The following is a 20165-nucleotide window of genomic DNA, read 5'->3' as shown; positions in this document are numbered from 1 at the left end:
GTTGTCATTATCGGTTAAAACAAATTGCTAACAATCGTAATCCTGCATTTTTTGGTTGCCACAAAATGAAAATAAAAATAATTTTGCGCCGTTTCTTGTGACAAAAAAATAATTTTAAAATAAAATCACAATAGTTGCAACAAAATAAAATTTTAGAAAAAATTGCCACGCATTTTGTGGCAAAATGAAACTAAAAATATAATTTGCCACACTTTCTGTGGCAAAAAATAAATAAAAATAAATTTGCCACAGAAAGCGTGGTAAAATAAAAAATCAAATATAATTTGCCACAACAATAAAAATAATGACTAAATGAAGTGTGAGTAATAAAAAAAAAGGCGCAATAGCCTCTTGAAATTCCTGTAATTCTTCTGGTGTTGTTAGAATTTTCATAGGTTAAGTGTGCAGGTAACGTTTTGGCACTACAGCGGGTTTAGGATTATAAATGCGTAATCTTTCGGTTATGCAAATCATCCCAAATACAAAACCAACTTGCCAATAAGCCTTTTGCCCAAATTCATAGGAGTAGCTGTTGGCGGTAGTACTTTCTATTTATTGTCTTTAACTTTGTTTATAAATTCAATATAGTTTTCTAAATATTCGGTGTTGATTTCTGCTTTCCAATTTGGTTTATTTTGAATAAACTTTAGCCAATTTGTTTTGTGCCTGTCAATTAAGTTACTGTTATTTATTTTGTCGATGTAAGCTAAAGCTTCCATAGCTTCACTTTGGTCAAACCAAAGCTCGCTTTTGGATAAATAATAATCTAAATAATCATCTAAATATTCTGTTGATTTTTTGTCGTTTAAACTAGCAAACATATAAGCGTAAATTCGTCCAGCGTAACAAACTTCACTTTTTAGGAAGTGTATACCAATAATGTCTATTAAATCTGTATAGTTATTGATTATCGCAAAGAATGCTCCAGTTTGTCTTGTTCTCCAATTAAAATCTCCAAGCAATTTTATAACATCTTCTTTGGTTATTTTCTTTTTTGCATCTAATAATAATTCAAACCATTCTTGATTAGTTTCTTCAAGATTCATATAAAAAGGAACAGCCCACTCTTTAATAAATTCAGGGGTTAATTTTTCTTCGTTTTGGAAAGAAATTAAGTTTTCAAAAGTAGATTTATGCCTTACAGTTGCACCAAGTGAATGAAGTCTGATTTGTTGGTTTAGATTTTCCATTGATTATTTCAATTTTGTTGGATTTTTCATTTGGATATTTTGGGCTAATATTACCGCCAACGTGTCTTGGCGCTACAGTAGGTTTGTGACTAAATTAAGCTCTATTTTCGGATTTGCCACCCGAGATAGCGAACAGGCGAAGCAATTCTTCCAAATACAAAACCAACTTTCAATTAAGCCAGTTGTCCAAATCCGTTGTAGCTGTTAGTGGTTGTTTTTTTGTGTTATATATTCGTAAATATATATGATAAAGGGAAAAGTCACAAACACAATCCAAATCGCAATATGTTTTGGAACAATTTTGTAGTGAAAATTTAAATAGAAAATCCCACTAGTGAAGATAATACAGTATAAAGAATGTAAAATATCAATTTGTTGCATAGAATATCTTTTTATATGATCACTTTTCAACTCTTTTAAATCTTTGTAGTATTGTTTATTGAAGAAAGTTCCTTTTCCGGGTAAAAAACCAATTAACATAAAATAGTTTTGAACAATATAGACGCTAGATACTCCTAAAAGAAAATATTGAAGTCCAATATAAAATCCACTGGTTATATTTTCAGTGTTTTCGATTTGTTCATTTTGAAAAATTCGAATTATATTTTCAGTAGCAAGTAAAACAAATATAATTGTACTCCAAATACTCAACGTTAATCTGCTTGTTCGTGTCAATTCTGTGCCTGTGAATGCATGAAAAAAAGAAAAAAATGAGAAAAGTAAACCTAAACACAATAAAATAATTAAAAATAAATTATCCGTTGTAATTAAGCCAAAATCTACAACCCAATATATAATAACTATCGACTGAAGTAATGTAATTCCTTCGGTTAATTTTGGAATTATTTTGTCTTTGTTAAAAGCAATTGTAAATATTAAAAAGAAAATAAGAAAACAGTATGGCCAAATTTGAATATGATTTTCAAAATCATAATGATGTTCTCGCTTACCTGGAAGAAAGGCTAAGAAACTGAAGAAAAATGAACCAAGAGCTGTTGATATAACAATCCACCATTTTTTCGTTAAGCGTTTTGTTTCAAAAACTGCTCCTGCAATTAAAGCAAATATACTTACTGGAATTAAATTTCGTTCGGTAACATACATTCTATATGAAATGTACAAAAGTAAAATCAGTGATAAAACTCCAACAGCAACCATGTATGGTTTCAAATCAGTCCCTTTACTTTTTGGTTTTATTTTTTTTGGTTTCTTTTCTGTTGTCAACTATATGTGCTTTGATTAGTTCAAAATTACCGCTAACGTTCCGCCTCTTCACGACAGTTACGAACTTCGGAACCAATTATTTTCTGTTAAAGATAAAAATTCTTGCGAAACGTAAGCGTGAACTTACCACAAAATGAGCAATTGCGTGAAACGACTGTGAGCTGTTGTTAATATACGTATTCAGATATTCGTTCTTCAAATACATTTCCACTTTCTGCATCGACTGATATTGAATTGCAATGGTTACATTCTTTGGTTATTTCCCAATAATAAAGAATAGAATTTTTTGATTTGTATTTCGGACTTGATTTGGGATATTTATAAATCTTAAAGAATATATTTATATTTTCTCCTGAAATTTCATATTTTCTTGCGATCTCTAGAGCCGTTTGTCTATTTATTTTAATTTTATTGTCTGCAAACCGACGTAAACCTTTCAGTAAATCTGTATTTATATTAATTTGCCTATTCAAAGAATCAAAATCAATTTCGATTGTTTCTTGGAAGTTATTTTCAAAACTAAAATCATAGGAAATTCTATAAAAGTTTGGTTTGCAATTTACAGAATCATTTAATCGAAATTTATTTTCTCCACATCGTAAATAAGTTTCTTTAGAGTTAAGTTTAAAATATTTTTCGAATTCTTTTTCTGAAAAACTTTTAAGAAATAACTCTTCACATTTTTGATTTAGCAAACTAACATTATTTAAAATATTTCGATCTTTTGTTTTAAATTCAAATTCTGTTGCACTTTTTTTACAACTAATAAACATAATCATTATAATCAAAAATGTCTTTTTCATACGAGTTCGAAATTAATGGTTGCTAACGTTCCGGCGCTTGGTGAGGTTGGGGAATAAAGAGGCGAGATTTTTCGGTTAAACACAAATTTTCCAAACACAAAACCATCTTTAAATTCAGCCTAAAACCCCAATCACGCCAAACGGCTGTTAGCAGTAGTTCTTGGGTGTTTAATCTTTTTTTGGTGGTTCGTAATTCCAAAAATCATTTCTATTTAGAGCACCTAACAATTTTCCTATTCTACCAATTCCTAGTTTTTCAGCAGGGATACTTTTTTCGATTCCTCCACCTTCAGGTCTCGCTTTTAAAAAAAAACCACCGTCTTTCAAAATTTCAGGTTTTTTTTGAATTGCATTTTCACCAAAAAAATAATCATCACTTAAAACAACGATAACACTATCCATTCCATTTCTAATAACTTCATAGGCATAGAAATTATCAATTTGAATAGATTTAACTTCCTTAACTACATGATGATGCTTAAGTGCATTTTCAATAAATGGTCTTATTGAGTAGTGTAAATCTTTTCCCATTACTTTTTTATTTTTAGCGGATTTTTCTCTGAGAAACTTATAAAATCTAGTACTTCTGTATTTTCGAATATTGATACATGAAGGTCTTTTTTAAATTTGATTTTGAAATCAAATTTGAGTCCCTCAATATACGTACTAAGTTGGTCAAAGTCATTTTCTTCATGCATTAATATTGCTAAGTCAAGATCACTTGCTTTTTCAGGTGTAAAAACTATGGATCCAAAAATTATCCAATCTAAAACGTATTTTTCATTAATATTCTTTCTTATCCATTCATGCTTTTTTACTAAATTCTTATTAGTTTTTGCGTACTCAAAACTCTCGGCAAATATAACTTCGGCAAATTGTTTTGGAAATTGAAATTCAGAATAGTCAAAATTAGGATTTTTGACGTGTTTCTTAAAAGCATCTATATGTAACAACATTTTATTAAAAAGCGCTCCATATTTTTCAGGTACTAATTGAAAATTATTTTTTATTAATTTTTTTATTGCCTTATTATTTGGGAGTATTGCTTTCTTTTTTAATTTTTCCCAAACGGTTAAATCTGTTCTTAACGGCCCTAAGTCGTTTGAGCAAGTTGGGCCAGTATTCAAAAAAATATATTCGTTATCTTTTAATATTGGAAGTATCTCTTGACATAGATTTCCAAAATAAGTAAACTTAATGTACTGCACCTCTTGGAATGCAGGCTTACTTTTAGATTCATGTTCTAAATCAAGTTTTCTGTGATATGTGTTGTAAATTAAGGCTATTATAATAATTACTAACCCTAATAACCAGTCAAATTCTCCAATGATTGATAATTTTAATCCACCAAGAAAAAGATTCAGTATGTCAAGCCATACAGGTTTTGAGAGTAAAGCAATTCCACTGACAACCAGTAATCGCGTCAGTCTATTATAATACTTTGGTCTAATTAATTTTATAAAATCTTCTATTGTCAAAGTTCTTGTTTACTTAAATGTTGTTTTAGAATTACTGCTAACTTATATATATGTATCATAAAGTCATACATACCCACCTCTATAAGTATAGATACGTATAACAAAATCATCTAAACAAATATCAACAATTATTTATTATTTCCCTTACGGAAAACCATAATCGTCAAATAGTTGTACAGGGCAAGAATAGCTATAATTTAAGACCTAAGTACAAGTAGTTTTACGGTATTTCAGAAATTTTTTTAAATGGTTCGGCTACTATAACAAAATTAGTAATTTAAAATTCCAGACTCTTACTTATGAAACCAATGGCCCTAGCCCAGATGGTAGCGGCATCCTTTTGTGCTGGGGTTCGGCACAAAAGATATAGCGGACAGCTGGACACGAGCGATAGCGAACTGACGAAGTAAATAGCTCCTTATCAAAAAACAAACTTATAGCAACAAAAAAAGCTGTCCGAAAATTACTTTCGGACAGCCTTTTTAGCTTTCTTATCTCAGTTGAATCAGATTTTAGACAGCGGCAAACGATCTGGATTATCTAATTCGGTTACTGGGATATTACCAGTTTTTACTCCATGGACCATAGTTTTTGTATGCCGGTCCAGTTAATTTTTGTTTTTCAGAACCACCTATTTTTACCTGAACCAGGTTTTCTTTTGGAGTAACCACGGGTTGTTGGTTTTTAAATGCCGGTCCTTGCAGCGCTGTTTTATTCTCTTCAGAATATATTTTGACAGCCACTGTTTCGTGCTCCCAATGTTTATAATTTTTAAATGCCGGACCTTTTAAATCACTCTGTTTTACATTCGGCTTCTCTTCTTGTGCAAATGCACCAAAAGAAAATAATAAAACGCCTAAAACCAATACTATATTTTTCATGACTGTTACTTTTTATTGTTTTTTCAAAGTTACAATCAGTAATAGGGTTTCGGGATTATGTGAATCTACCCAATCTGCATCCGTATTTATACGGATAGCGTTGTTTATAATTTCGCTATATTAAATTCATTTTGGTTGCTTTTTTTATGAGTTCGGCGGTATTTTTTACTTCTAATTTTTTTAAAATATTGGCGCGATGAGTTTCTATGGTGCGTGAACTCACAAATAGTTTAGCCGCAATTTCTTTGGTGGTTAACCCTTTAGAAATTAATCCTAAAACTTCGGTTTCCTTATTAGACAAAATATCTTCGCTGATACTTTGTGTGGACATGAAGTTGATCATTTTTTCGGAAATTTCAGCACTAAAATATTTTTTTCCGCTATTAACGCTTCTTACGGCAAGGATTAATTCCGCTTCGTCTGTGTTTTTTAAGAGGTATCCGTAAGCACCCATTTTGGCACATTTTGCGATGTAATTGCCATCATTGTGCATCGAAATCACAATAGGTTTTATAGCAGAATTTGCAGCTTTTAATTCTTTCAAAACCTGAAAGCCATCCATATTGGGCATCGTAATGTCCAGCAATACAATATCGGCCTCAAATTGGTTTTTGATAAGCTCCATAAACTGTAAACCATCACCAACACTTTTAACTACTTTTATATCTTCATGCTTTCTTAGCAGTTCAGCAAGTCCGTTTCGAAAAAGCTCGTGATCATCAGCTATTATTAATTTAATTTCGTTCATAATTCTATGGGTAATTCGATTTCAAAAGTGGTATTTCCGGGCACTGCATGGATGGTAATGGTACCATTGCAAATCTCTACCCGTTCTTTGATGTTGATAATTCCTAAACCTAATTTTACAGTCCTGATATCAAACCCAATTCCATCATCAAAATAAAAAAGAGAAATAAATTCATCAAATTCTGAAAGTGTAATTCGGATATTTTTGGCATCAGCATGTTTTAAGGAGTTATTTATTAGCTCCTGCGTTATTCTAAAAAGATTAATAGCCTGATGGTTGGTAATATTAGAACGTTCCTGTTGGGTCAAATCTTCATATTCAATAGTTACGGTGGTCGATTTTTTCAGGCTTTCGATAAAGTTGGTTAGGGTAACTCCAATTCCAAAATCATCTATCGAAGCAGGCATCAGGGCATTCGACATCAATCTGATTTCAGAAATGGTGTCGTCCACTATTTTTTTCATTTCTGCTTTCTTTAATTCATTTTTAACCCGGTTTTCAATATAATGTTTTAAAGAGGTTAAATAGGGGCCAACACCATCATGAAGCTCTCGCGAAAGTCTGCGTCTCTCATCTTCCAAACCGTTAACCAGCATCCTTTTGGATTGTATTCTGGTATTTTCTTCATTATTTCTAAACTCTATCAGTTTGTCTCTCATCGCCAAAAGGCTTTTTCCCAGGAGATCATTGGAACTTTTAGGTTTAAAATCGGTCTGTAAATTCATTTTACCAATATCATCAGAGAATTTTACGGCACCCTGCAAAGAAGCTTTCAGATTGGCCAAAGCATCAAACATTTCCTTTATTTCCTTAGAATTTTTTATAAATTCATTGGTTTGGTTATAGTCTCCTTCAGCCATAATCCGGAGACTTTTTTGCATATTCTTAATGGGGTTGGTAATAAATCTGGTTAGAAAAAGAGAAAGCATAACAGCCAGTAAAAAAATACCCAGCGTTAATCCTACCAATCTTTCCTTCAATTGTTTTAAGGGAATAGTTACCTCCTCAACATCTATTTCAGACAGAATAACCATCTTCATTTTTCCAACTATTATGAGACTGTACACGCTATATACCTCAATACCTCTGTAATCCTCAAAAACACCTCTGCCATTTATGCCTTTAAAAGCATTGGTCACGCCTTTGGTTTTAACATATAAGGTGTAAGGGGTTTTATTGGGATAAAAACGGGATTGGGAACGCATGTGGAAATCTTCGCCCACCAGATAGGATTCGCCGCTGTCACCCATTCCGGTACGTTCAAGGAGTATTTTTTTAATTTTATTGTAATCGAAGATTTTAATTCGTGTGCCCTTTGTAGAATTGGAGATAAAACCTATTGTTGTTTTTTTATCCACATGGTACGCGGTAAAATCGTGAATTCCGTTACTTTTTTTAATACTATCCGGAAGTATTAATACGGTAGTGTCAATGTTTTGGCTGTACAATTCGGAAGCCTCAAACCGCTCCCAGTCTGATTTTAATATATGTTCAATCTGGTTTTGCTTGAGTGTTTTAATAGAATTTAACTGCAGTAAAATACGATCGTTTAAAACGTTTGAAAACTGCTTGTATGAAGAAAAAGATAATAAAGCAATTACCAGTGCAATTAAACTATTAATTATAATGAGTATTAATGTTTTGATGTTCATTACAATCTATTTTAAAGATAAAGTGGTTGAGCAGGACTGATTCAAGTTATAAATATAACTTTTTTTCAGGTTTCTTATTGATGTAAATATACTGGGTTTGGAGTTTGGTTGCCACAAAATGAAAATAAAAATAATTTTATAGTATTTGGTGTGACATAAAAATAGTTTTAAAAAAAATCACAGCAGTTGCAACAAAATAAAATTTTAAAAAAAATTGCTACACTTTCTGTGGCAAAATGAAAAGCAAAAAAAAATTGCTGCACTTTCTGTAGCAAAAAATTAAATTAGAATAATTTTGCTACGTTTTTTGTAGCAAAATTATAATTAAATAAAAACTTGCTACAACAATGAAGCTAATGACTAAATAAAGTGTGATTGATAAAAAAAGAGGCATAATAGCCTCTTGAAATTCCTGTAATTATTTATCGAAAAACCTATAAGGGTTGGATGTAGAGCGGTTTGTTCAACTGGAGTTTCATTGTTTTTGTTATGTACACAACGAAATTTTAGCTGTTAGGAGAAGCTTTTTTCTAAATCTATTTTGGCTAATTTTATAGTTGGTTTATTTATTTTTAATAGTGATGCTTTAATTTTAGTTCTATCTTTTTGAGGTATAATTGTAGGAATTAGATTTTCAAGTTTAATTTGAAATAAGCGATGAATAATTATTAAATCTCTATTGTTAAAAGGGCTAATTCCATTCATAAGTTCTGACATATAAGATTTACTATGGCCTAAAATTATACCTAAATCTTGTTGATTTATACCATGTTCTGAAATCTTATCTTTAATTACATTTTTTCGGTTTTCAACAAATCTTCTTTCTTGTTCCGCTATAAACTCTGCAAAATCACTTTCTTGTATTTTTTCATCAGAAATAATGGAATCTTTACTCCAATGTTTATTTTCATATTCTTTGATAATTGCTCGAAGTTGTTTTCTCTCGTCAGCTAATTCAGGGTTTTCTTTAATGAGTAGTCGAAGTTTTCTATCTAGAATCATTGCTCTTTCAAGACCAATTTCATCAGAAATATGTCCTTTTTTTAATATCTGTTTTAAATCTATTTGTGTTTTCATTTTTTTTTTTAAAGTTGTTTATAAAAGAATTTATAAAATGTATCCTTTATTTTTTAACCATTTCTTGATAGTACTTTTATTGTTTTTAAATGTGGTTTCATAATCATCATGATTTCCACACCATATTATTGTTGCTTCATCGTCTTCAAATTCTATTAATATAAAAACTCTATGAATATTAATGTCAAAAAAATAAAAATCATCATAAACGCAATCAGCATCTGGTCTTTCATTAATAACATCTAATTTATTGTCCCAATTGCTATCCTTTAAATCATCAAATAATTTATCTATTGCATGGTGTAATAAGATGTTTCCCTTGTTTTTACTTTTCAGCTTTTCTAAATGCTTTTTTCCTATTATTTCCATTACGAGTACAAATATATGTATAAAAGTTCTGATTATTTCAGAACTTTTAAGTTCTGTTATTTTATATTGACGAGTTTTTTTTGAGTTAGACTAAAGTTCTGTCTAGTGTTAGTCTGTGAAAAAAACTCTGTTTTGTTGTAAACAAATATAGGAAAGTATTGTTTTTAAAATAAGATTTTTCGTATTTTAAGAATGCAACTTTGCATAGGTGTTTCTTGTCAGTAAATGTGTTTTTCAGGTTTAGAAGACGTCTCTCCAAAAAAAAGAGGCGTAATAGCCTCTTGAAATTTCTGCAATCATTTATCGAAAAACCTATAAGGGTTGGATGTAGAGCGGTTTTGTCGTGCTACCCACGAAACGAAACTTTAGATGTAAGTGGTAGTATTTATTTCAATTTGTTTAAATGCATTTCATAATTTCCGGGGGATTTTGAATCTGTTTTTGGTGCATAGACCATTTTTCCATTTTCAATAGATTTAATTACGCCGATTACATTTTCATTTTCTATCAGTTCGATAATTTTTTTTTGTCTGTCATATTTCCAAGTACCTTTTGCTGACTTTTCAGTTTTTGGAGTTTCGAAAAATGTACCATCATTATGAAATTTGAGACGATTAGTTGAAAATGTTTTTGTAAGTTCATTATTTTCTCCATCTAACATGACTTTTTCAACTTGCCAAGTTCCTTCTAATATTCCATAAATTTCAATGTCTTCAAAATTTACTATTTGTATATATGCTTTTTTAAATTGAATGTTATTGCATTTATTTTCTTCGTACCATTTAATCCAAAGTTTTTTATCATTTTCGAAAATGCCACCTGGATATGTTCTTGAATAATTAGCCATTGATTCGTAAGAAACATGAGAATATTGTGAAATGAATTTTAGCGAATTATGGAATGATTCATTTTGTTCTTTATAAATCAAATTTTCTACATTTTTGATATTCTCAAAGTAGGTGTTTTTAAAAGCTATATTTTCATTACAATCTTTAATTTTTGACTGTGAATAGCCAAAATTTATTTCAATTAAAGTCAACAATAAAATTGAATATTTTATAAAATTTATTTTCCTCATTTTTGGTTGGATATTTTTTGGGAGAACACAAATTTACAAATACAAAACTAATTTTAAATTAAGCATAAAACCCAAATCTTGCCAAATCTGTGTTAGCGGCTATTTCTATTGTAACCGAACATATCCGTTTTTGAAATACTTAAATTGGGGATATCTAACAGCAATTTTTTTATATTCATCATTTGAAAGTATTAAACCATCATAATACCTTTTTGCGACGTAATATTCTTCTTCGAAATATGGAGAATTTGGATCGGACATTTTGATTTCTCCTAAACCTAATGTCAATATATCTTCAACAATGTCATCGTGCTCTAAGTAATCCGCAGCTTCGAATTCAAAGAAAGCTATATTAAAGTCTGTTTCCAAATTCAAAACGATGTCATTCAATTGGACTTTAATATCTTGAAAAAATGGATGAGAAAACAACTTTTTTCCGTCACCAAATTCCATCCCTTCTGGATAAATTGTCAGAACATGAGTTTTTAATTTTGCATTAAAAACTATATGTTTTTTCAAAGCAACGAATGTATTATCGCTTAGTATTAAATTTCCAATGTTTGAATTAGCTTGTTCAGCAAGTTCTATGTTTTTAAAGCTAATACCCATTGACCAAAAATATCCCATATTGTCTCGATTTGTTTTTAGTGAAAAAGCCGCTAACATCCCGCTAATACAGCGGGTTTTGGACTAAATTAAGCTCTCTTCGGATTTACCACCAAAGCAATAGCAAAAAGGTGAAGCAAACCATTATAAATTCAATCAGTAGCTCTTATTAGGTAGTTCTTATTTTGCCTTGCCTAAAAGTCGCTGTGCACAGTCTGATGCACAAATAAGCCCGGCAGTCATCATTATGACGTCTTTTAATACTAATCTGCCTGCACCTGATAAATATGGAAAACCAAATTCTGGTGTTGGGAAGTCTCCGCCCAGATCTGGCACATAAACTTCTGGAGTAGTAATTAAAAATGTCAATGTAACGAGTGACATTCCAAATGTTAATAGTCCGCCAAATAGTCCAATCTTAGAATACCAAATTCCAAGTAATGTTAAAACCCCTATAATTACAATCACCGTTCCCAAACCATAAGCAAAAATATATGTTTTGTTTTCCTTGTGCCAGTCAATGTTTTTTTGAACTACTTTCCCTTCGGGGTTTTTATAATCGTTATATTCAGGTGCTTCATTCGCATAAAAGAAAGACATAAATGGACTATTTGCCACAAACGGAACAATTCCGTCTGCTTCATATTGATAGGCTTTTAGTCCACCAATCCAAGTCATTACTATAAATATTGATATGCGTGCCAGATTGATAAAATGCCTCTGACTATTTCCTAAAATATTAATTAATGTGTTCATTGTCTTTTTATTTTATTTTTTTCTGTTTGTTTAGAATTACTAATATTTAGCAGTTACACGCAGGTGGAGGTTTTTTGCACTGAACTTCATTAAAAGAAAAGATATTGGATTAAGCACTAAACTTTCATAGAAAAGTGAATCCTAACTTGCGTATAGTTGCTGTTATGCCCAGTTTTATTTTTCTGTCCAATATTTTTCTTTTAAATATTCTGTCTTTTTAATCTCGCAACCTAATACAAACACTCTATAAACAGGTCTGTCTATTCCGTAATATGGTATTTTGTCTTCAAAGAAATCTGTTTCGTTTGTCTGTAATATGTTTTTCAAATTATTGATTTTATTTAAGTCAGTCGAAAAACCAATGCAATGTGTCTTTGCCCATTTGTCAGACTTAATTTGATTAAAAGCATATTCAACAATTTCAGTTTCTGACTTGAAATATTTCAAATTGTCTTTTTGTCCACGTTCTGTATAATACCAAATATAAAGTTCACCTGATTTGTCAATTCCAAAACCTTCATAAATACTGCTTCCATTTATGGAATAACTATTGAAGTTGAAGCAGTTTTCTTTCATCCAATTTTCAAGTTCGATTTCTGTCTTGGGTATATAAAAGTTATCCATTTGTCAGTTTCTTGTATGTAAATTGTCTCAACTCAATTTGTGCCTTTAATTTTTCAAATTCGTTGTCAAAATATAATTTAAAGAAGTGTTTTACGTCATCCCAATTGTCAAGTTTAGTTTGAATTTGCTCATCTTGATTTTCTCCATAAACAAAAAATAGGTCAAGGTTTTTGTTGACCTCAAGGATAAATTCGTTCTCCATGTGTCCAACCTAAAAAACTCCGTGTTCTTTGTCCATTCGTATTGTTTCTTCAATTGCGGATTTTATGTCGTCAAATGTTGCGTGCTCAACTGAGTCGCCCCAACCTTTTTCTATCCAAATGTTTGTTGTCATACGTGTCGTTCTAAAAATGGGCATAACTTGTATATACAAGCCATTAAACAGCTCCCATCTACCACATATTAGCTAGCATTGTGCCATAAAGCTGTATTTTAATACTGTTTGTTTATATACTAATTCTAAGGCTCCAGAGTGCTCATTTTCTTTCTGAAAAAAGCAATTTGTACAAACAGCGATAGTAAAATCGTTAACATTGCACCAATAAAATTCAGCCACAAATACCCCAGTTTTTCCTGACCGCTTGGGTAAATGTAAATCATGAAATAATAGATGACGAAAATGGTTAACTGACTTACAATGGCACTATAAAACATGGCTTTTGCCTGAACGCGTCGCAAATAAAATCCAACCAAAAAGATACCCAAAACGGTTCCGTAGAAAATAGAACCAATGATGTTTACCAGCTGAATCAGGTTCTCGAACAATGTTCCTACGCAGGCGAAAAGGATTGCGATGATTCCCCAGAAAAGCGTGAAAAACTTAGTGGCATTCAGATAATGTTTATCTGATTTTTCGGTTTTGAGATTTCGTTTATAAATATCAATTGCCGTTGTCGAAGCCAAAGCATTCAATCCGGAAGCAGTAGATGACATGGCTGCGGATAGAATTACAGCCAATAATAATCCGATAAGTCCTTTGGGTAAATAATGCAAAATAAAGTGAAAAAATACATAATCTTTATCGTTCGTCTCGCTGTTGCTATCGGCTTTTGAGATAATTTCTTTAGCACGGTCGCGCAGGTCTTTTTCTTTATTCGATAAAGCTACCAGTTCTTTTCGTAAAATAGGATTATCATAATCGAGATTCAGCTGTTCGATATACAATAAATTAATTACTTTTTTATCTTCGGATAGTTTCTCTAGTTTGGTTTCTAAAGCGTGATATTCCTCTTTGTAAGCCGATTTTTCAATGACAATTTTATTATTCGGATTGAAGTTCAGCGGAACAGGATTGAACTGAAAAAACACAAATACCATTACACCGGTCAACAGTATAAAAAACTGCATAGGAACTTTTAAAAGACCGTTCATAATCAATCCCATTTGGCTTTCTTTCACCGACTTTCCGGACAAATAACGGCCAACTTGTGATTGATCGGTTCCAAAATAGGCGAGAGCCAGGAAAAAACCTCCTGTAATTCCACTCCAAATAGTGTATTTTTCTTCAGGATCAAAAGAAAAATCTACGATATTCATTTTATCATTGGCTCCTGCGATATGCATGGCACTCGAAATGGTCATGTCTTGCGGTAAATAATGTAAAATCAGAAAAAACGTGATAAACATTCCGGACATGATGACAAACATTTGCTGCTTTTGGGTTACGTTTACCGCTTTGGTTCCACCAGAAAAGGTATAAACGATTACCAAAAGACCAATTATAATATTCATAAAAGTAAGGTTCCATCCCAAAAGTGCCGACAAAATAATTGCTGGCGCATAAATGGTCAATCCGGTTCCTAAACCTCTTTGTACCAAAAATAAAATGGCTGCTAAAGAACGTGTTTTTACATCAAAACGTTTTTCTAAAAACTCGTAAGCCGTATATACTTTGGCTTTATGATACATCGGAATAAAAGTCACGCAAATGACAATCATGGCAATCGGCAATCCGAAATAAAATTGTACAAAACCCATTCCGTCGTGATACGCTTGCCCTGGTGTTGACAAAAAAGTAATCGCACTCGCCTGAGTTGCCATTACCGAAAGTCCAACAGTGTACCAAGGAGTTTCGTTATTTCCTAAAATAAAGTCTTCGACACTTTTACTTCCTTTCGTTTTCCAGGAGCCGTAAACTACAATGAATAAAAGGGTTACGATAAGAACAATCCAATCAAATAATTGCATAGGTTATGAGTATAATTGCATGATTAAGAAAAAAATCAGAATATAAATGGCATTGGCTACCAACACATAGGTGTAGCTCTTTTTCCATTTTTTAGTTTTTTTGGGTTCCATTTTTTTTGTGATTTAGCGCTTAATTTCTGGTTTAGGAGCTTCTAGAGGTTGTTTCAACGAAATCATATTAGATAATAATCGGTAAGCTCCGGAAACACCTTCGGGTAATTCCCTGAAGAAACTCAGCCCTGTGTAAATGTAGTATCCTTTTCCGTAGGGAGCCACTAATAAAGCACCTTTTTTAGCCGATTCGCCTTTGTCATGCGAGGAAATAATAGGAGTGAAGGCTTCGTCATAATCATTAGGATAATACAAACCCTGCTCTTGTGTCCAGCCCTGAAAATCTTTCTCGCTAATTTTGTTTGGCGAATTCAAAATCGGGTGATTGGGTGCCAGAAAAGTAATTTTTGCATTTTCTTCGGTCACACGATCATTAGAAAGTTTTAGAGCATAAGGCGCAATATGATCGGTTATCAGTCTTCCGTTTGTATTGTATTGTACAATCATATTTTTGCCGCTTTTTACAAAATCAAACAAAATATTTTGCTTGTTTGCCAATGCGTTTACGGTGTTGTAAGCACGGACTCCCGTAATTACTACGTTGAACGCATCTAATCTTTCAGGCGTAATTTCTTCAGGTTTCAAAATCGTAACTTTATAGCCCATTTGGGTGAGACTTTCAGGAACTTCATCGCCGGCTCCCATAATGTAGGCAATGGCATCACCATTGGTTTTTAAATCTAGTTTGATACATTTTGACTCGGCTGGTTTCAGAACCATTTGTTTGGTAATGTGGCTGTAATCAATGATAGTCAGGTCTTTGTCAAAACGTTTTCCATCAACAATAGCAATCGATTTGGCAACCGTTTCTTCGGGTTGTGATGGCGCAATTACTTCAAAATAAAAGGTTTGTTCTGTACCTTTTTTATCTAAAACAAACGGAATTTGTTTTGGCGAAACCATCCAGCTATTAGGCAATTCGAGTTGCAGATTTCCTTTGATATTATCTTTCCCGGCACGAACTTTTACCGGAATCATTTTGGTTCGATTGCCATTAAAAATTAAAACTTTCTCTAAAATAGAAGTGGTAACTTCAGGAACAATATCCAGAAAATTATACATTTCGCCTTTTACACCGTCATTGTATTTGTAAACAACGGTGCGTTCAAACGGAATTTCAATACCATTAATTTTAATATTAAAGATCACTTTTACTTCCCTTATAATATCTGGAATCCCAATATTTTCCTGATTCGAAACAGTGTACATTCCCACAGAGGCTTTTTCTTTCAGCCAATACGGTTGTGTATATTCTAAATTAGAAGGAAGTTGTATGGATAGCTTTGTTTTCTGGTCGCTGTTATTGTTTAAATCACTATTTTGAACAGTAGTTTTGTTGTCAGGCAATGAAGTTACACTGACTAACTGCATCTCAATTGCACTACGATTGATGGTTTCTAATGTAAGCTGAATAGTACTTCCAGGCGTTGCTTCCTGTTCCTGAGCAACCGCTTCAAGATACAAACCAGCACTAGCTGCAATAATATTTTTTATAGCTGTAGATTTTAAAGTTTTCCAATGATCATCTTCTAAAGACTGCATCATCGAATAGGCTTTTACCAAATCAGGAATACTTGCAGATGGGTTATTAAAATCATATTTTTCGATAATTTTAGAGATTAATTCGCCAACAGGTTTTCCGTTTTTCACACGGTTCCAGGAGGTGTCAATTCCGTCAAATAAATGATCTCTTTCTTTTGGATCTTCTCCTTTTATCAATTCTAAATATTCGGTATCATCACCACGGCTTCCGGTACTGCCAAAACCTTGCGATTGATGGCGACTGCGGCTTAACGCTGCGATTTCCTGATTCGATTTTCCAATTCCATTATAATAAACGCCTGTTTCCAGTTTGGTGAATTTAGATTTATTGGCAGCATCGAATTTTTCCTGACTGCCGTAAAACCACCAGGATGGATTAAAAAATTCCCGTTTTACCTGCCAGGGTTTTACATATTTTAATTGTTCCGGAAATACTTTTGGATCATTGGTTAAATCAAAAATTTCTACACTCAGCATGGCCGAAGAGGTGTGATGTCCGTGTGTGGTTCCAGGCGAGCGATGATCAAAACGATTGATAATGATGTCGGGTTGAAATTTTCGAATCGTCCAGATCATATCAGCCAAAACTTTGTCTTTATCCCAGATTTGTAACGTTTCATCCGGATTTTTTGAAAAACCAAAATCATTGGCACGAGAGAAAAACTGTTCTCCACCGTCTATTTTTCTGGCTTCTATTAATTCCTGCGTACGAATTACGCCCAACAATTCTCTCAGTTGCGGTCCAATTAAATTTTGCCCTCCATCACCACGGGTTAGCGATAAATAACCAGTTCGTGCGTTCATTTCACTAGACAAATACGAAATCAAACGGGTATTTTCGTCATCAGGATGTGCCGCCACATACAAAACAGAACCCAGAAAATTTAATTTTTTGATTTGATTGTAAATTTCTACGGAACTTGGTTTTTGAGGTTGCTGCGCAAAGGAAAAGGAGAGTCCTATTAAAAAAATAAAGAAAGATTGTATGGCAATTTTTCGCATAATTTGGTTTATAGTTTTTGAAAGTGCTTCAAAAATACTAATTATATTCTTGAAGCGTATTTAAACAATATGTTAATGTTTAGCTTTTATTTCTTAATGAAATTATTTTTTAACCACAGATTTATAGGATTTAAAAGATTTTTAAATTTTTCTTTTGTGAAAACCCGTGATCTAAATTTACTTCTTACTAGAGAATGGATTCAAAAGTTGTCATTGTCATTAACGTTTAGTTTGTCATTCCGCAGGAATCTCTAAACTTGCTAATAAGCATAGGCAGAGATTTCTACGGATGACAAGATTGTGTTTGAAATAAGAAGAAAAATCAATCTGTAAAACCCCGTTTCATCTGTAAAATCGGTGGTCCATAAAAAAAGCCACTAGAATTTCTAGCGGCTTCATCAAGAATGATTTGTAAACAAACCTTGTGGTATTCTTAGGATATAAAATTTATTTTAACTTGTTTTCCGTATCGGTATAGTTTCCTGTAATGGTAATATTGCTTCCTTTGGTTACTTTTCCGTAAATTGTGATGGAAGAATTATTTCCTATAAAATTAATTTTCGCACCGCTATTCAATCGTAAATCTCCCCAAATCACAACTGTTCCTTCAACTTGCAAAATAGCATTGCTGTTGATGATAAGTTCTGTCGGGTTTGACTGTTGGTATTTACCTTGTGCCAAAGTTCCTCTCATATTAAAAGTTCCTCCGCTATTCAAAATCAAATTATTTTGAACTGTAATTGAACCACAATGATTTAAAATTCCACCCGAATTTACAATTATCGAATTGATTGCTGTTGAGCCTGAAAAAGATTTTACTTCGTTAGAATTTAGGATCAAATCCTGTCCTTGATTGTAGGCAGGGTATGATTCACAATTTAAAAAATTACTGTCTGGTTTTTCCATTTTGATGATTTTCAAACCACCTTTTCCACTGGCAACATAAATAAAGTCGCCACTAGATTTTACGTAGTTTGAAGAACCTTCGATAGCGACAGTTCCTAATAAATTAAGCTGAGTACCTGTTTCGTAAACATTTAAACCCGCTGCACCATTGGCTACAAAAACATAACCTTCGTTTACAGAAACAGCATTGGTTACATTATCTCCTCCAGCATTTACTAACGGAATGGCCTGCAATTTTGAACCACTGTTGATATCATACGCACCTAAACCATTATAGCCTTCAGCTACCAAAAGTTTTTGTCCGTCAAAATCAATCGTTCTTTTCGCACCGCTAACATCGGTAGAAGTAGTGAAGCTTTTTTGTAAATTAAGTGTTGTTGAGTTGTAAATATTAATTCCTTTGGTACCACTTAAAGTCACGATTTTATCTCCATTAATTGCTAACGAACGTAAATCTTCAAGAGTTGTTTTTCCAATAACTTGTTTCGAATTAGCATCGATTTTAAACAAACTTCCAGCATCTCCGGTTACCGCAAAATACGAAGTAGAATTAGCAGCAACATCAGTAGTTACCTGGCCTTCCAGCTGATTTACAGTATAATTTTCTGTTAATACACCAGAACTCAATTGCATATTAATTACAATTGAAGGGCTCGTTAATGTTGGATTTTTATCCATACTTGTCGCGCCAGCAATAATTAGTTTTCCGTTTGAATAGGTTAGTGAAGTGATATCAGTATCAGTAATCAAAGCTGAAGTGATTAATTTGGGTTTGTAAGGATCTGAAACATCGATAACATCTATTGCTCCAGAATACACATTTCCTTTCATGGTGTAGGCAACATAGGCAAAGTTTCCGTTTACAGCTACGTGATTGGCTTGCAGCGTTCGGCCGTTGCTATCTGTGGGAGGATTTACTTCGGCAATTTGAACTAACGGAAAATCGTTTGCCGTTGCTGAAGCCATTTTTCTTGTTGAAGAAGAATTTACTATCGAGATTACTCCTGAATTTGTATAATCAAGTCTTTTATTCAAAGTGGTAACATCGTTACTAATTTCGATATTGTTATCAGTTTGTGATTGATTGTCATCCGTAAGGTCATCATTTTTTTCACAAAATGTAAATAATGATAATGATAAAAATGATAATAAGTAAATTCTCTTCTTCATAATTCTTCTCTCTTTTATTAAGCGTGCAAATTTACGTAATTCTTATCTTTGTTTCTTGTTGGTTATCATTATTTTAACACTGATTGTCTTAAAAGGATGATTTTTGTTAAAACAGTAAATAATTGACTTTTTTTAATTGGTTTGATCCATAAAAAAAATCGAGTATCATATTGAATGAGTACTCGATTTTATCTAATTTTTAGAAAATTATAATTTATCTTCTACCAGGATTGTAAGGTCCGTCATGTTTATGCCCTTTTCCATGTCCTTTTCCATGTCCTCTGTCGTGGTCATGATGATCGTCATGATGATGTTTATGACCTTTTGGTTTATAAGGTCTTTGTGGTGCACCATGATACCCTTTATAATATTTTACTCTATGTCTGTCAAAATATGCGTAAGGTGTTCTACCATGATAATCGTTTAGTACCACTTTGTATCCACCATACAAATCATAATTTCTGTATTGTCTTGGCAAACGGCTGGAACGAATCCATTTTCCACCGCCAAAATAAATAAACTGAGTAGCACGAACATCATAATACGCCTCGATATCCGGCAAATAATAATATTCCATTTTTGTGTATCCAACAGGTCCCCATTCAGGAGGCGAACCAATATTTACATTAATAGAAACCTGAGCTTGTGTGGCATTTGCAACCAAAAGAAATATTCCGAGGATTGTTAATTTTAGCGTTTTCATTTTAATTGTTTTTTTATGTTAATCTGGATATGAATATTCATATACTGTGCCAAAAATA

Annotated in this window: 19 protein-coding genes; all 19 read right to left on the bottom strand. The window is 32.4% G+C overall.

Annotated elements, in window-relative coordinates:
- Positions 1–548: 548 nt before the first annotated feature.
- The 19 genes from GON26_RS07480 to GON26_RS07395 all read right to left on the bottom strand — a co-directional run bounded on the left by GON26_RS07480 (position 549) and on the right by GON26_RS07395 (position 20107).
- Complete coding sequence (locus tag GON26_RS07480) at positions 549–1190, bottom strand: DUF6000 family protein (protein ID WP_160374150.1); 642 nt, start codon at positions 1188–1190, stop codon at positions 549–551.
- Positions 1191–1394: 204 nt separating this feature from the next.
- The gene (locus GON26_RS07475; RefSeq protein ID WP_160374148.1) at positions 1395–2414 is read right to left on the bottom strand and encodes a hypothetical protein; all 1020 of its coding nucleotides are present in this window, start codon (positions 2412–2414) and stop codon (positions 1395–1397) included.
- 167 nt (positions 2415–2581) lie between these two features.
- On the bottom strand, positions 2582–3217 hold the full coding sequence (locus tag GON26_RS07470) for a hypothetical protein (RefSeq protein ID WP_160374146.1): 636 nt from the start codon (positions 3215–3217) through the stop codon (positions 2582–2584).
- A 168-nt stretch (positions 3218–3385) separates the two neighbouring features.
- On the bottom strand, positions 3386–3748 hold the full coding sequence (locus tag GON26_RS07465; protein ID WP_160374144.1) for a hypothetical protein: 363 nt from the start codon (positions 3746–3748) through the stop codon (positions 3386–3388).
- On the bottom strand, positions 3748–4695 hold the full coding sequence (locus GON26_RS07460) for a hypothetical protein (RefSeq protein ID WP_160374142.1): 948 nt from the start codon (positions 4693–4695) through the stop codon (positions 3748–3750). The genes GON26_RS07465 and GON26_RS07460 overlap by 1 nt, the downstream gene beginning before the upstream one ends.
- A gap of 560 nt (positions 4696–5255) precedes the next feature.
- The gene (locus GON26_RS07455; protein ID WP_160374140.1) at positions 5256–5576 is read right to left on the bottom strand and encodes a hypothetical protein; all 321 of its coding nucleotides are present in this window, start codon (positions 5574–5576) and stop codon (positions 5256–5258) included.
- Positions 5577–5691: 115 nt separating this feature from the next.
- On the bottom strand, positions 5692–6324 hold the full coding sequence (locus GON26_RS07450; protein ID WP_160374139.1) for a response regulator: 633 nt from the start codon (positions 6322–6324) through the stop codon (positions 5692–5694).
- On the bottom strand, positions 6321–7976 hold the full coding sequence (locus GON26_RS07445; protein ID WP_160374137.1) for a sensor histidine kinase: 1656 nt from the start codon (positions 7974–7976) through the stop codon (positions 6321–6323). Before GON26_RS07445 ends, GON26_RS07450 begins: the two co-directional genes overlap by 4 nt.
- Before the next feature lie 513 nt (positions 7977–8489).
- On the bottom strand, positions 8490–9053 hold the full coding sequence (locus tag GON26_RS07440; protein WP_160374135.1) for a transcriptional regulator: 564 nt from the start codon (positions 9051–9053) through the stop codon (positions 8490–8492).
- A 30-nt stretch (positions 9054–9083) separates the two neighbouring features.
- Positions 9084–9422 carry a type II toxin-antitoxin system HigB family toxin gene (locus GON26_RS07435; RefSeq protein ID WP_160374133.1) on the bottom strand — a complete coding sequence of 113 codons (339 nt, stop codon included), beginning with the start codon at positions 9420–9422 and terminating at the stop codon, positions 9084–9086.
- A 385-nt stretch (positions 9423–9807) separates the two neighbouring features.
- The gene (locus GON26_RS07430; RefSeq protein ID WP_160374131.1) at positions 9808–10500 is read right to left on the bottom strand and encodes a lipocalin-like domain-containing protein; all 693 of its coding nucleotides are present in this window, start codon (positions 10498–10500) and stop codon (positions 9808–9810) included.
- A 105-nt stretch (positions 10501–10605) separates the two neighbouring features.
- Positions 10606–11127 carry a hypothetical protein gene (locus tag GON26_RS07425; RefSeq protein ID WP_160374129.1) on the bottom strand — a complete coding sequence of 174 codons (522 nt, stop codon included), beginning with the start codon at positions 11125–11127 and terminating at the stop codon, positions 10606–10608.
- Between the two features lie 159 nt (positions 11128–11286).
- Positions 11287–11862, bottom strand: coding sequence for a DUF417 family protein (locus GON26_RS07420; protein WP_160374127.1), 576 nt, complete (start codon positions 11860–11862; stop codon positions 11287–11289).
- A 174-nt stretch (positions 11863–12036) separates the two neighbouring features.
- Complete coding sequence (locus GON26_RS07415; protein WP_160374126.1) at positions 12037–12486, bottom strand: hypothetical protein; 450 nt, start codon at positions 12484–12486, stop codon at positions 12037–12039.
- Positions 12487–12697: 211 nt separating this feature from the next.
- Positions 12698–12820, bottom strand: a complete 123-nt coding sequence (locus GON26_RS21770) for a hypothetical protein (RefSeq protein ID WP_262885433.1) — start codon at positions 12818–12820, stop codon at positions 12698–12700.
- 125 nt (positions 12821–12945) lie between these two features.
- Complete coding sequence (locus tag GON26_RS07410; protein ID WP_160374124.1) at positions 12946–14673, bottom strand: sodium:solute symporter; 1728 nt, start codon at positions 14671–14673, stop codon at positions 12946–12948.
- A 123-nt stretch (positions 14674–14796) separates the two neighbouring features.
- Positions 14797–17328 carry a PIG-L family deacetylase gene (locus GON26_RS07405; RefSeq protein ID WP_160374122.1) on the bottom strand — a complete coding sequence of 844 codons (2532 nt, stop codon included), beginning with the start codon at positions 17326–17328 and terminating at the stop codon, positions 14797–14799.
- A 447-nt stretch (positions 17329–17775) separates the two neighbouring features.
- The gene (locus GON26_RS07400; protein WP_160374121.1) at positions 17776–19404 is read right to left on the bottom strand and encodes an outer membrane protein assembly factor BamB family protein; all 1629 of its coding nucleotides are present in this window, start codon (positions 19402–19404) and stop codon (positions 17776–17778) included.
- A 214-nt stretch (positions 19405–19618) separates the two neighbouring features.
- Positions 19619–20107 (bottom strand): hypothetical protein, encoded by a 489-nt coding sequence (locus GON26_RS07395; protein ID WP_160374119.1) that lies wholly within the window; start codon positions 20105–20107, stop codon positions 19619–19621.
- Positions 20108–20165: the final 58 nt, after the last annotated feature.

This window comes from Flavobacterium hydrocarbonoxydans (assembly GCF_009789235.1).
GTDB classification, from domain to species: domain Bacteria; phylum Bacteroidota; class Bacteroidia; order Flavobacteriales; family Flavobacteriaceae; genus Flavobacterium; species Flavobacterium hydrocarbonoxydans.
The sequence above is the reverse complement of the archived record's forward strand: the minus strand, read 5'-3'. Positions and strand labels throughout refer to the sequence as shown.